This window comes from Candidatus Igneacidithiobacillus taiwanensis, from assembly GCF_031962545.1.
Taxonomy (GTDB): Bacteria; Pseudomonadota; Gammaproteobacteria; order Acidithiobacillales; family Acidithiobacillaceae; genus Igneacidithiobacillus; species Igneacidithiobacillus taiwanensis.
This window is the reverse complement of sequence record NZ_JAVRKK010000010.1, coordinates 1-12,674: the sequence shown is the minus strand read 5'-3', so window position 1 is coordinate 12,674 and position 12,674 is coordinate 1. Positions and strand designations below refer to the sequence as shown.

General features: G+C 55.9%; 18 protein-coding genes. 14 read left to right on the top strand and 4 right to left on the bottom strand.

Annotated features, from left to right (window positions below):
* The first annotated feature begins 2 nt into the window (after positions 1-2).
* From RTI30_RS02880 to RTI30_RS02860, 5 genes are all read left to right on the top strand, one after another.
* Positions 3-926: a hypothetical protein gene (locus RTI30_RS02880; protein WP_312283339.1), complete on the top strand. Its 924-nt coding sequence runs from the start codon at positions 3-5 to the stop codon at positions 924-926.
* Positions 927-1,723: 797 nt separating this feature from the next.
* Positions 1,724-1,957, top strand: a complete 234-nt coding sequence (locus RTI30_RS02875) for a hypothetical protein (protein ID WP_312283338.1) — start codon at positions 1,724-1,726, stop codon at positions 1,955-1,957.
* 117 nt (positions 1,958-2,074) lie between these two features.
* A complete protein-coding gene (locus RTI30_RS02870; RefSeq protein WP_312283337.1) occupies positions 2,075-2,317 on the top strand; it encodes a hypothetical protein in 243 nt (80 codons plus the stop codon).
* 15 nt (positions 2,318-2,332) lie between these two features.
* Positions 2,333-3,052 carry a hypothetical protein gene (locus tag RTI30_RS02865; RefSeq protein WP_312283336.1) on the top strand — a complete coding sequence of 240 codons (720 nt, stop codon included), beginning with the start codon at positions 2,333-2,335 and terminating at the stop codon, positions 3,050-3,052.
* A 10-nt stretch (positions 3,053-3,062) separates the two neighbouring features.
* A complete protein-coding gene (locus tag RTI30_RS02860) occupies positions 3,063-4,019 on the top strand; it encodes a hypothetical protein (RefSeq protein ID WP_312283335.1) in 957 nt (318 codons plus the stop codon).
* 43 nt (positions 4,020-4,062) lie between these two features.
* Here the strand turns inward: RTI30_RS02860 and RTI30_RS02855 are convergent, their stop codons facing one another.
* On the bottom strand, positions 4,063-5,349 hold the full coding sequence (locus RTI30_RS02855; RefSeq protein ID WP_312283334.1) for a transposase: 1,287 nt from the start codon (positions 5,347-5,349) through the stop codon (positions 4,063-4,065).
* On the opposite strand from RTI30_RS02855, the gene tnpA reads away from it, so the two are divergent.
* The 9 genes from tnpA to thyX all read left to right on the top strand — a co-directional run bounded on the left by tnpA (position 5,348) and on the right by thyX (position 10,214).
* Positions 5,348-5,788: an IS200/IS605 family transposase gene (tnpA, locus tag RTI30_RS02850; RefSeq protein WP_409449673.1), complete on the top strand. Its 441-nt coding sequence runs from the start codon at positions 5,348-5,350 to the stop codon at positions 5,786-5,788. The genes RTI30_RS02855 and tnpA overlap by 2 nt on opposite strands.
* Positions 5,789-5,942: 154 nt before the next feature.
* Positions 5,943-6,326: a hypothetical protein gene (locus tag RTI30_RS02845; RefSeq protein ID WP_312283332.1), complete on the top strand. Its 384-nt coding sequence runs from the start codon at positions 5,943-5,945 to the stop codon at positions 6,324-6,326.
* A 5-nt stretch (positions 6,327-6,331) separates the two neighbouring features.
* Positions 6,332-6,709 (top strand): DUF1003 domain-containing protein, encoded by a 378-nt coding sequence (locus RTI30_RS02840; RefSeq protein ID WP_312283331.1) that lies wholly within the window; start codon positions 6,332-6,334, stop codon positions 6,707-6,709.
* Positions 6,702-7,211: a hypothetical protein gene (locus RTI30_RS02835; protein WP_312283330.1), complete on the top strand. Its 510-nt coding sequence runs from the start codon at positions 6,702-6,704 to the stop codon at positions 7,209-7,211. Before RTI30_RS02840 ends, RTI30_RS02835 begins: the two co-directional genes overlap by 8 nt.
* Positions 7,180-8,037, top strand: coding sequence for a patatin-like phospholipase family protein (locus tag RTI30_RS02830; RefSeq protein ID WP_312283329.1), 858 nt, complete (start codon positions 7,180-7,182; stop codon positions 8,035-8,037). The genes RTI30_RS02835 and RTI30_RS02830 overlap by 32 nt, the downstream gene beginning before the upstream one ends.
* Entirely contained in the window at positions 8,034-8,237 is a 204-nt protein-coding gene (locus RTI30_RS02825) for a hypothetical protein (protein ID WP_312283328.1), read from the top strand. The genes RTI30_RS02830 and RTI30_RS02825 overlap by 4 nt, the downstream gene beginning before the upstream one ends.
* Positions 8,238-8,260: 23 nt before the next feature.
* Positions 8,261-8,875 (top strand): hypothetical protein, encoded by a 615-nt coding sequence (locus RTI30_RS02820; protein WP_312283327.1) that lies wholly within the window; start codon positions 8,261-8,263, stop codon positions 8,873-8,875.
* A 188-nt stretch (positions 8,876-9,063) separates the two neighbouring features.
* Positions 9,064-9,552, top strand: a complete 489-nt coding sequence (locus RTI30_RS02815; RefSeq protein ID WP_312283326.1) for a glycoside hydrolase family protein — start codon at positions 9,064-9,066, stop codon at positions 9,550-9,552.
* Positions 9,553-9,566: 14 nt separating this feature from the next.
* Positions 9,567-10,214, top strand: a complete 648-nt coding sequence (gene thyX / locus RTI30_RS02810) for an FAD-dependent thymidylate synthase (RefSeq protein ID WP_312283325.1) — start codon at positions 9,567-9,569, stop codon at positions 10,212-10,214.
* Between the two features lie 208 nt (positions 10,215-10,422).
* On the opposite strand, the gene RTI30_RS02805 is transcribed toward thyX, so the two are convergent.
* From RTI30_RS02805 to RTI30_RS02795, 3 genes are all read right to left on the bottom strand, one after another.
* Positions 10,423-11,451, bottom strand: coding sequence for an RRXRR domain-containing protein (locus tag RTI30_RS02805; RefSeq protein WP_312283324.1), 1,029 nt, complete (start codon positions 11,449-11,451; stop codon positions 10,423-10,425).
* Positions 11,452-11,712: 261 nt separating this feature from the next.
* The gene (locus RTI30_RS02800; protein ID WP_312283323.1) at positions 11,713-12,003 is read right to left on the bottom strand and encodes a hypothetical protein; all 291 of its coding nucleotides are present in this window, start codon (positions 12,001-12,003) and stop codon (positions 11,713-11,715) included.
* Positions 12,000-12,392, bottom strand: a complete 393-nt coding sequence (locus tag RTI30_RS02795) for a hypothetical protein (RefSeq protein WP_312283322.1) — start codon at positions 12,390-12,392, stop codon at positions 12,000-12,002. Before RTI30_RS02795 ends, RTI30_RS02800 begins: the two co-directional genes overlap by 4 nt.
* Between the last annotated feature and the right edge of the window lie 282 nt (positions 12,393-12,674).

Below are 12,674 nucleotides of genomic sequence, written 5' to 3'. Positions count from 1 at the left end.
GCATGGACTTCGCCGCCGTCCAATACTATCTGAATGACCTACCGGCTACTTTCAAGCGGCCCGGCACGACCTTTCAATGGTGGTACAACAGCTTGGGATACGGGGTCAGCACGGGTACGAACGCTATGGACGGTGTGATCTCACAAGCCATGTTCACCAACGCGAAGTGGGAATGGCTCAACCTGTGGGGGAGTATTTTTGGTATTCAGCGCCCAACCGGGCAAACCGACGCGCAGTACCGCGTCACTATCCAGTTCAACCTCACCATGCGCGGCGGAACGCCTGTCTCCATACAAAACATCGTAAAGCAGGTGTATGGACTGGACAGCCATGTGAAAGAGAACTTTGGTAGCAGCAGTGCGCCTAACGCCATTGGGTGGCACCTCTACTTATCCAGCGCATTATCCGGGGTGAACTACAACGCTTTGGCCGCAGCACTTGGCCGTGTGCGCCCTGCCGGTGTTCCGTTTTCGCCATTCTATATCGCTACGGGCGGTCTGTATGCCTCCACGGTCAACTTTCTCGACAAGACCCGCGTGCCGGGATCGTGGCTAAACACGGCTTACCTGACGCAGACCTTCACTATCCCTCTGGGTACACCTAACAGCGTTTCGCAAGTACCTACCGTGTACCTTACCGACCCGACGCTCAATCCGAATCTCGCTAATGCCGCCGTGCAGCCACCGCTTGCCATTCTCTCCACGCCAAACAGCACACCACCGGGCCAACTGGTGCTAGGTACAGACGCCTACACCAACTTCACCATCGTTTCCACGGACCCCAACGGCACCTTGGGCGGCGCGGACGGAGACAAAGCGTTCAACACGGCCAACCGGGTACTGTATATCTGTACGACCACTGGGACTGCGGCAACGGCGGTATGGACGCCGGTCAACGAAGCGGTAGGTATTTTTAATGCTAACTAACGTACCCGGCAGCACGGCCCGCACCAATTTCACCATCGGCAGCGGCGATCCGAACGAAAACGGGGTGCCAGGGAACCCCGGAGATAAGTTTTTTGACAGGTCTTCCAACGTGCTTTACCTTTGCATACAGGCCAATGTCTGGCAGTTCGTTACCGGAGCTATCGACGTAGTTCCGTTTGGATCGGAGCAATAACCTATGCCCACTACCTTTCTTGTCGATGACGCCACCAACACTCCATTCACCAGCGGTAGCGCGGGGGTACAAGTCGTCGTAGGCACGGCCACCTCCATCAATGGTAGCCCAGTTGGCGCGCTCGCCGGGCTCGTGGGGAACTTCGCACTCGACACCTCCACAAACACGCTGTGGGCCTGTACCGCCAGCGGCACCAGTGGATCGGCCCAATGGGAGCAAGTGCTCACCGACCCTAGTCTTTACGCGCTCATCAATGGGTCTAGCGGGCAAGTATTTAATGTCGCGGATGCGACGCAAGATAGCGAGGCGGTGAATCTTGGGCAGCTAACCGATGGGAGCTTGTCTCCAAGCTTTGCGTCCGGTTCTTTCAGTGGGGCAGTAATTGCGTCGGGGGGTACTTCTGGCAACGAACTGATTAACTACACTCAGATGACCGACGGGAGCTTGTCTCCTTCTTTTGGGCAGACGGTGGTTGCTGATGGGATAGAAACCAACCAGGCAACAAATCTCAGCCAGCTCTTCATCGGCAACCGCAAAGCCGTGTTCACGGCAAATGGTACTTGGACCGTTCCTGACGCTGTAACGACTATTTGGGTAAGTGGGTGTGCTGGTGGTGGCGGTGGTGGCGGCGGTGGTGGGACTGTTGGTTCAAGTAATAATGCTGGAGGTGGCGGAGGAGGAGGAGGCGGGGCTGGTGAATGGGTTATTCGATCCGCTTATTCCGTATCTCCTGGGGACGAAATTAGCATTACTATTGGTGCCGAAGGTACCGGAGGTAGTGGTGGAGATAGTAGTGGTTCTAATGGAGATGACGGGACTAGTGGTGGTAATACAGTAGTTACAGACTCAACTACTTCCACGACTTTAATTACATTAAATGGCGGAGGCGGTGGTGAAGGTGGCGCAGGAAATACATCTACCTCTGAAGGTCCTGTAGGTGGGTCTGGAGGTAACGGTGGTAGCGGCTATCCTTATGGTAGTTATGGGTCAGATTCAAGTCTTGCAGGAAATGGAGGTCCTGGCGCATCATGCCCGTTTGGAGGTGGCGGTGGCAGTGGTCGGGGTGGTTGTGGTGGTGGTACTGCCTCAGCTCCAGGATATGGTTATGGTTCAGGTGGCGGTGGTGGAGGCGGGGCTTACTGCACCGGTTCAGGCGCTGGTTCCAGTGGCAGCAATGGCGCTCCAGGTTACATTATAATAGAATGGTGATGACATGACACAACAAGTCCTATACAACACAACTACTGGCGCAGTCCTGCAGTGGCAGGATACTTCCAAATTCAATTATGCTGAGCCGCCATCCACTTGTTCAGTTTTGCCCGTTACTTCAACCGAGTGGGACAATCAGGCCGGGCAATGGTGGGTAGTAAATGGAGCGCTCACGCAAACTAATCCCAACGCGCCAACGGCGGCGGAATTGCTCGCTCAGGCGCAGGCGGAACAAAAGGGCGTCGTCACTCAAGCCTACAACACGGCCACAGATTATGTGCCCGTAACCATCGACGGAACGACCTATCAGGTAGACAACACCACGGCCAAGCAAGCCCTCAATCTCAGCTTGGCGATTACCGCCAACGCCGCCGTCCAGTCTTCCGCGTGGGCTGCCGATACCGAGTACACGGCGGGGCAACTGTGCAGCGTCAGTGGCGTTATCCTGTTTTGCTCCACGTCTGGCAAGTCCGGATCAACCGCCCCTACCCCCCCGACTACGTTTGGCACGCCCGTCACTGACGGCACGGTGGAATGGGAACTCATGGAGCGCAAGGTGTATTTGCAGGACGGCTCGTTCGTCATGATGACTCCGCAGCAGATTCTGTCTGCTTTCCAGCAGGGCGAGTTGTACTTGCACCAAATGAGCGACAAACTGGTGAGCCTGATGGAGCAAATTGACGCGGCTACCACGGTAAGCGAAGTGCAGGCCATCGGCTGGTAAGGGGAAAAATGTGCAGACGCCAAATTTCGTGCCCGTTCAATTTTTCGACGCCACTGGTCTAAACCAGCAGACTAAGACCCTGTTTGGCAGCATCACGTCACCGTTGTCCCTGTTATTCTCTCCGGGGCTTATCAACCCACAAGATATGCAGGTGTCCACCAGTGGGCTGCAAGTGACCGTCGACCTGCCTGCCCCATTCGCCATCCTCACCAACACCGGCATCGTGGCGCAGGCGCATGGGGTTGTGGACAATGCAGACACGCAATCTTACGAAGTTGACCTCACCTCGTTGGTTCCCGCCACGGGGTCCGTGACGGCGTACATCATCGCGTCCCTTACCAGCATCTACCAAGACCCTTTTATCGTCACCGGCCCTCCTGCCGGGCACCCAGACTACGACCCGACTTTTCAACCCTCCCAACAGCAGGCGACGAAGCAATACTCCATCGCCGTGAGTGCCGCCACCGCCGCTCCGAACAACATGGACGCTTTTATCCTCGGCCAGTACACCTTGAGTGCGGGGCAGACCACGCTACCGGCGATTGACACCGCTATGCAAATGGCGACCGGGGTGGCGGTGAGGATGAGTGTGGCCGCGCTAAATACCATCCGCATACCCGCGTTCTACGCAGACACCCTTCCCGCCAATACAACATTGCTCCTCGCCACGCTCCCGTACCAAGTGACGTTCGGGGGAAATTTTGCGCCCAGTGTTTTGAGCTGCCTGACCGCCCCCTCGGTACAGTGCTCGTTCTCTGTGTTGTATTATCCAGCGGGCTCTTCTACCGCGCAGACCATTGGCACAATTACTGTCAACGCTGGCTCGCAATCCGGGTCTTTCTCTGGGAGCGCCATGACCATGAACGCCGGGGACCGAGTTGCCATATTAGGACCGAACACGGACAGCGGAATAGCGGACGTTTCCCTCTCCTTGGTGGCGACTATCTACACCGGACAGGCAATATGAACTACTCCCGCCAACCTTACGGTATGGCGTGAGTTTCGTGCTTCTACGCAGGAGCCACGGTTTCCCGTGGTCTTACCCCGCTCCACATCTCGGACGGTTCCCGCCCGGCCCCTTGCGGGGAGCAAAGGCCGGACTCACCGGCCAATCTCTTTTCCAGCCAACGCAACAGCACCAGAGCCGCGTTCTCGTCTCGGCCACAGGTAATGCCACAATGCGGACACTGATGTTGCCGGTCTGAGAGCGTTTTTCTCTCTTCCGGCAGCTCCCAGCACGCATGGCAGCGTTGGGTTGGCTTGATCTCCCGCGTCGGCGCTTCCTCGTACCACGACCCAGCCTCTTCCGCTTTGGTCCTGGTCATCTGGAGGAATGCCGACGGAGAAGTTGACAACACTTCCCGGTTCAGCCCTTTTTTTCTGGACCCTTTGCCGGATTTCGTCATGGACTGCACGTTCAGAGCTTCCGTTGCCAAGGCCCCAAAGCGTTCCACCAGCCACGCGCTGGTTTGGTGCAAGAAGTTCTTGCGGCTTCGGGCAATTTTGGCATGGAGACAGGCCAGCGCGTGTATGGCCTTGCGCAGACTATGGGAGACTGGGAATCCTTTCTTCCGTCCGCTCGTTTTTTGGGCAGCGACGATCTTGCGGGAAACTTCCCTGCTCAGGCGTTTCAGTTCGGCCAACTGGTTCCGCAGGTGGCGCGGATTCTTCACCGTCTCAATGCCCTGAAGGGTGGCGATGGTCAAGAAGTCCGCCACACCCCAATCGAAGGCGCCCATCTCTGTCCCACGCTCGCGTTGAACTGTCCCGACTTCCAACGTGACCGACGCAAACCACTTTCCCGCTTTGTGCAGTATCTCGCAGGTGACCGGCGTGCCTGGTGTTCTCGCTTTGCCACGGATCGATACCAGGCCAATACCTTGCAGATACATCTTGCCGTGCCTGCCACTCTCGCCCGGATGCAACTTCCAGCCATCCCCGTGGGTCTTGTATCCCCAGCCGGGGTAACGTCGGAGACTCTTGAATCGAGGAAATCCTGGCGTCTCGCCGTTCTTGACTCGCCGAAAGAAATGCTGGAAGGCCAGATGCAGGCGCTTGAGCGTCACCTGTTCGGATTGAGCATTGAGGCCCGCCAGAGCGGGCACGGCTTTACGCCATTGCGTGAGTCCTTTGCATTGGTCCGCAAAGGAAAGGCTTTTGCCGGTTTCCCGATACACACGAATACGCTCTTCCAGCGCCGTGTTGTACAGTCGTTGGTGCAAGCCCAGTGTTTCCTGCATCCGAGCCTCCTGCTCGGCATTGGGGTACAGGCGATAGGTAACCTTGCGATTCAGCATGACTTCATTATACTCGGTTACCATGACGACGCAAACGCTAAGTACCTTGCATCATTGTGTTTATAACCTGAACTATCACTTGGTTCTGGTCACGAAATATCGCCGCAGGTGCATGACCGGCCCCATGCTGGACCGCCTGGAGGCCATCTGCCGGAACACCGCCCTCAAGTGGGAATGCGAAGTGCTGGAGTTCAACGGCGAGGCGGATCATGTGCATCTGCTTCTGGCATTGACGCCCAAGGTGCTGCCCTCGGCTTTCGTCAACAATCTCAAAACGGTCACCAGCCGACTGCTGCGCAAGGAGTTTGCCGAACACCTGAAACGATATTACTGGAGCAAACCGGTGTTCTGGAGCCGGAGCTACTGCATTCTGACCGTGGGTGGCGCACCCCTGTCCGTGCTCAAGCAGTACATCGAGCAACAGGAAAGGCCGGAATGATCGCCCGTTGGGCGATAGCGCCGCTTCACCACCCCTGAACCGCTACGCGGTTACAGGCGGAGCACTGCGGCGCGTTCCGGGTAGCGTATTGGGCATTTGCCACGCCCGTGGTACGCTTTTTCTTATATTCTTCACCGCGTATTAGGGGCCAGTTATGGAACAGGACGTTGGGACACGCATCGCAGTCATCGAGAAAACTTTGGATCACCACGAGGACGCCATCGAAGACTTGAAAGCCGCGACAGCGGAACGGCTCATGATCCAGCAGAAAATGCTCGACGAACTACGTCAAGACCAGCGGCAGATGCGTAATGACATGGGCGCAGGCTTCGACCGCTTACAGAACGCCATAGAAGCCCTAACCCGAGACGCGCTCAACTCCCAACCCGCATGGGCCGCGGAAAATGCTACGCGCATGGCGGATCAAGCCCGTGTAGACGCTAAAACCAAGGGCATTTTGTATGGCGTAGCGGCTTCCCTACTTGCAACCGTTACGTTTCTCGTCGTCACCATCGCGCTCCACATACAGCTTAGGTAACCACAATGAGTGAGTTCCTCGACCGCGCCATTCTCTTTGTTCTGCGGGCCATTGGCTCCCTACAGGCGCTCATACTCATCAACTTCTTCATGTTTGGTTGGATGGCTGTACAGCCTTTTCTGAAGCACCCGTTTGACCCCTACCCGTACACCATGCTGCAAACCGTAATGACGATCATCATGGCGAACATCGACGTATTCATTCTTGTCGCAAGTCTCGCACAGCAGCGGCTCTCTCGGTCCCAGGAACAGCAAAACATGTATATACTGGAGGAGCTAATGAAAACGACCGGTGCGATTCAAGAGATGTTGGCACAGGAGGAAAAGCGGGACACAGAGCTACGGGCGCTCGTGGAGAGTCTGAAGGAGGCGAACAATGGTTGAGAAAGAACACGAAGTTATGGAAACGCTGAAAGAAACCGTCTATTACCCAGACCATCCGCCGCGCACTGAGTCGGAGACTTTCCGAAAAGCCAAGGAAAAAGAGGCGAAAGAAGGGCTGGTATGCTGCATGTGCGGAGCACCCAACCCTGAACTGCATCACGCATTGGTTGAGTGGGCGTTATCCGATGATGTGGACTGGGCCGAAGTAAAGGCTATAGCACTGGGGCAGCGCGCCATGGTCGGTAAAGTGCCGATGAAACAGTCTATGCTGTACTGGCTGCTTCAGGTCGTGCGCCTTCGCGGGTTCCACTGGGAGGATTTTGACCCGTCGCAGCCTGAGACGTTTGTGGACAGCATGGCGCAAATGGCGCCATTATGTGCGGAGCATCATCGGGCTCCAGAGCGCGGCATCCACATGGCGCCATTCCCTCTCTGGATTTTTCAGGCGTTCCCGAAAAAGGCAGGCGCACATGAGTTCTCCCAAGAAACCAGCCCCAGTTGAGGCGTCAACTACGACGCCCCTGAAACCTATCCAAGTCTGTTTCTCTGGTGGCGGAACGCTTGCCCCTCTTCACGTCGGGGCCATCTTAGCATTGGAAGAAGCCGGGTACACCATCGTTGACCCGTCCGGCGCGTCTGCTGGGGCTATTGTGTCGGCCTGTATTGCTCTGGATATGTCGGGTAAGGATATGGAGCAGATCGTCCTCGACGCCGATTTCAAGCACCTCATTCCTATTCGCTATTGGACCTATTCCTTCCGAGGATATGCAGCGTCCATTGCCAACGCCCGAAGCTGGCTGCGAGAAATCACTAACGACCTAACCTTGCAGGAATGTAAAACGAGCCTCACTACGGTCACGTCCGACGAAGAGACCCAGCGCACCGTACCCCTCGGCACCTACTTCTCCGACCCCGACACCCCCGTCTGGCAAGTCGTCCTTCCGTCCTTCAGCATCCCCGAGATTTTCCCGCCCTATAAAGGCCGCTACTGTGACGGGGGCGTCATGATGAATCTGCCCATAGAATACACCACGAGTCCCTACAAAAAGCTCGCGCTGCGGATCACGGAGCGTAGCCGAACGGGACCGATTACTGGCTGGCTGGACCGACAGGAGAGGCTTCTGGATATGATGCTGACCGCCTCAGAGCGCGCATCCGTGGCACTGGCGAAAGCGAAAAACATCCCCGTCCTCGATCTCCCCGCAGGAAACGCAGGCTTTCTGGACACGAGCATGACCATCTCGGAGAAACGGTTGTTGGTCCGCAAGGGCGAGAGTATAGTAAAAGCATTTCTGGGGTCCGAAGCGGAGAAGGAGAGGACAAGATGAATCAATATCTGAAAGTCGGCAGTGCCGCAGGATTCTACGTTCTTTTGGCGATTGGTGTGTGGCAGAAGTGGTGGTCATCGTCTGATCTGCTGACCGTGATCTACGCAGGCATGGGAGCGCTCGGCCTTCTCGGGTCCGTCCACTACGGCGCGAAGTACCTCACCTATCAAAACCCTACTCAACCGCCCAAGGAGGGCTGAACAATGGACAAAAGACTAATCCCGTGGATTCGCAAGAATCTCAAGAAAATCGCCTGGTATGGCGCTGGTGGCGCGATGGCTTTGGTTTTGGCTGGCTGCGCGACTACTCCGACTACATCATCCGCCAGTTTGGCCGCGTGCAAAAGCCTAACAAACGTAACCGTGGCGTTGACTCAGGTGAAGCCTCTTATGAGCCCAGCGGTACAGAAGCAAACCACTACGGCTCTGGAAACGGCGGCTTCTTACTGTACAACCCCCAATCCTCCAGCAAACGCCAACCAAGCGGTAGCGGCAATTCTGAACAGCCTGAACACCCTCACTCAAGTCTTGGCGGAAAGCAAAACCGCCGCAGGAGCAGCGAAATGACTACTGAAACGACTGACCCCGTAAACCCCACGACTGTAGCCGAAGGGGAGACTCTTGCCACCGCAGCAGCCGGGGTTGCTGGCGTAGCTTCTGGGAATCCGGAGATCGTGCCTCTCACCATTGCAGCGGAAGCTTTGGTCAACGCGATCATGAATATCCAGCAGGCCAGCACCGCCAAGGGCGCCATGAGCAAAGCAGAGCTAGACGCTCAGTGGGCGGCGAACAGTAAGGCACTGGGTATCGCCCTGAAAGAGTTCATCGCGGCCAAGTGACTCGTCATGTTCTGCACTTTTTGCTCCGTTGGCATTTAGCCATAGTGCCGATATTCCTCCCCTCCGTGGGGGGAATACACAACGCGCAGGAATCCGTGAGTTACGCTCCACGCTGGCACCATGTGTTTAATACCGGCAAATTGGAGCAACCAGACGGTGTGATGATTTTGTATAAGGGGAGATTCTAAATGTCTACACCACCTAAACAACTCACTTTAGCCATCGAGAACGCCGAGGGCTTCCGGTCCCATGCCTACTGGGACCCCATCGGAAAGGTATGGAGCGTTGGGTTCGGCCAGACGGGGCCGCAGATCGGCCCGAACACCGTAGTCACGCGCCAGGAGGCCACCCAGTGGGTCATCCAAAACGAAACGGCGTTAATCAAACAACTTCTCGCAAACCTCCCTTGGGCCGTGAATCTCTCGCAGGTGCGACTCGGGGCGTTGATAGACGCGGCCTATAATCTAGGACTTGGTGGCTTGTTAGAGTTTGGAGAGGCCCTTGGTGCCATGAAAGCACAAGACTGGGTAGGCGCAGTGCAAGGGTTTCGCCAGTCCCTTTGGTACCAGCAAGTCCCTGACCGCGTGAACACTGTTTGCTACATGGTCCTGTTTGACGAATGGGCCGAAGAATACCTCACGCCTGAGCAAACACAACGACTGAACGCAGCACTATAAAGAAGGAAATAAATATGCCGGTGGAACTACTGGACCACATGGGGGATGACCTTACCGTGGTAAATGCGGCACGGGTCAGTATGGCAAAGCACTCGGCGCAACTCGTGGGTAAAGACGAAAAACTGATCACCTACCTCGCAGCCCATAACCACTGGACTCCGTTCTCCCACGTCACCTTCCGGTTTCGAATCAAAATGCCGATCTTCGTAGCTCGGGAGTGGTTCCGCCATACCGTAGGCGTCACGCGAAACGAAGTGAGCCGGAGATACGTCACAGACGAGCCCGAGTTCTTTACCCCGTCCGAGTGGCGCTCCAAAGCAGAGCACGTTAAGCAGGGAAGTGGGGGCGCCATTGACGCACCTGGGAAGCTATGTGAAATCTCCGACGCATACTCCAAAGCCCTAGAAAAATGCGTGGATGGCTACGAAACGCTGCTGAACTGCGGGGTATGTCCTGAACAGGCCCGGATGATCCTGCCGCAGTCCATGATGACGGAATTTATCGAGACGGGTAGCCTTTACGCTTACGCTCGGATATGGCGGCTTCGGACTGATCCACACGCTCAGAAGGAAATCCAGCACTATGCCACCCAAGTGGGTGATGCGATCGAAAAGCTGTGCCCTGTGTCGTGGGCGGCGTTGACAGATTGGGCAAAATCCTAATCAAAGTATACCCCCCACAGCCAAAACAGCCACGACGAACACGGCGAACCAAACCCCGTACTTCAATGCGTTAGCCTGATTTTTCAATCTGGCGATTTCTTCTGCTGTGTTCATCCAGTTGCGCGGGAAACCCCGGCATTCATGCCGGGGAGGGATAGCGCGGCGGCGTAAGCCGCCCCTGTTCCCGCTCCTCCTTGTGTAAATGCTATCAAGCCCAATGATTTACCCAGGCATTCCAGGCCAGCGGTTTGCAATCCTCTGGCCTTACGTTCTGGGTGATCCGTTTGTAGGTGGACCGATCGTGTACGCTGATCCGGTCCTTGAGGAACCCGCCGACAATACAGAGCCCGTGTTTCGCATGCTGGACAAGACTCCCGCGACGCAATCCCAGACTACGGGTGGAGCCGTAGCGACGGCGGATACCGCCTTTGTCCGGTTGCAGCCGGTGCAGTTGCCGACGATGTAAGTGAATCGGGGCAACACACCAGAGTTTCTCGTTGTCTGGTTTGTCACATCCACCCACGATGCTCCTAGCCAATACCCAAGCATCTACACAATGCGCCGAGAACTTCTCGGCCAGCTTCTGGCCGGTTTTCTTCAGGCCCAGATTGTCCCGCAGGGTCTTGGTCTTCCACCCAGAGCAAAGATGCAGGGCTACTCCCAAAGCGCGGATCTGGTAATAAAACCAGTCCTTTCCCACTTGCAGCGGGGAAAAGGAACCGTTCCACCGACGTTTGCCTTTCTTGGTCACGGCCTGAATATCCTCGACTACCACGTCGGTAACAGGAAATACCGATGCCAGCACCCAAAGAATCCGCAGTTTCCATTGCCACCGCGCTTTCGTTGATGGTGGGATACGCTTTGCCGTCCCCATCATGGCCTGCGCTGGCCCTGGCTTGCGGCAGGGGGTCTTGCGAAAGCGCCGACTACGCCGCATGGTTCGCCGTACCTCCACGGCATCCTTCACCCAGTCCACCGCCTTTGCCTGGATGTTCAGGTAGGTATGGGCATTGGACTTCACCGAGAAACCTTCCCGCTTGGAACCGGGATCGATGCCTACGGCGATCCGCTGTTTCTGGTCGCCGGATGCTGGACGTAGCAGACGGACGCAAAAGATTCCCTTGCGGAAAAAGCAGGCTGCCTCCTTATCCCGCACCCAGCGACGGGCCCGGGATGGTTTGGTCGGCATCAATGGTTTGCCGTCCATATCGAATACGGGAACAAATACTTGCTGCATACAACCTCCTACTGCGTAAACCGGAGCATCGCTGCCCCGTAAAGCCTCCCTTCGCCACTGTCCATCCTCTTGCGCGGGAATTAGGGAAGTGTTCCCACTACGGTTTGCCCTACCACGGGCAGATGGCTCAGTTGTCTTCCAACGTCCCCGAACGCTGTTGCCAGATTCGGTTACTTGACCAGGCTAGTCTTTCCTTCCGGGATACTCCCCGGAACCCTGGCTTCCACCGCTGGTCAGGCGGCTTCTACCAAGCCCCTCCCTTCAGGGAGGGGTATTTGACTCTTCGTCCCTTTCATCCAACCACAACGGGCAATTATTCAATGGAATGAGAGAACCTATTCCATCATTCCTTCGGCGCATAGTTTCCCAAAATTTCCCTGATTTATCTGAGAGCCAACAGGCTTCATGTGTACCAAATCTCTGTGCGGTGTAAAACAGGCACACTTCGCCGGTATCAAAGTTCTTCGCGCAGGTAGGTTTACCATCCTTATCCCTATAACGTACTACTTCTATGTACGCAACTTCTTTAGTGATTTCTTCTTCGGCGCTCATTTCTTCCTAGCCTCCAGCATGGCATCCGACATGAGATAACAAAACTCCGCTATGTTCCGCATGTGCTCTGGTTTTATGTTCGCGTCGTCAGGAAAGCTCGCGAGATAGCCACTTAGCGTCGCCATAGCAAACTCGTCACGCAGGGTCTTTACGGAGGCAATCGTTCCGTCCGGCAGGATTTGCATGGGTTCTTCTGATTCATCCGCTACACAGGATTTTGGAAACCATGCACGTGTGCCATCTGAGAACCTACAAAGTACGCCGCCCATGCCGGCATCATCTTCAACTACGCATTCCTTCCCAACCCACCGGAGTTCTATATTCCTTGCAGTAAATCCTACCTTCTCAAACTCTTTCCGTATAAACTCCACATCATCCTTGATCTTCATTTCTCACTTCCCATTACCCACCGCAGCAACCGTCGCCAAGGACTGTTCTCTCTTCGCCAAGTGCGGATTTTTGCACGGATATATTCCGCCATGTCGCCGCACCCGCCGCAGGTAGGGCAAGCCGTACATGCTCTCCGAGGATTCAAGCCGGTCCCCCGGCAATCTGGGCATTTCGTTTTCATTTCTCCCTCCACGTCTTGATCCGATGCTCCGCTTCCTGTCGCACGTACTTCTCGAACACCGGGCGAATAATATCGTCCAGCGTTTTTTTCACGTCTCCGC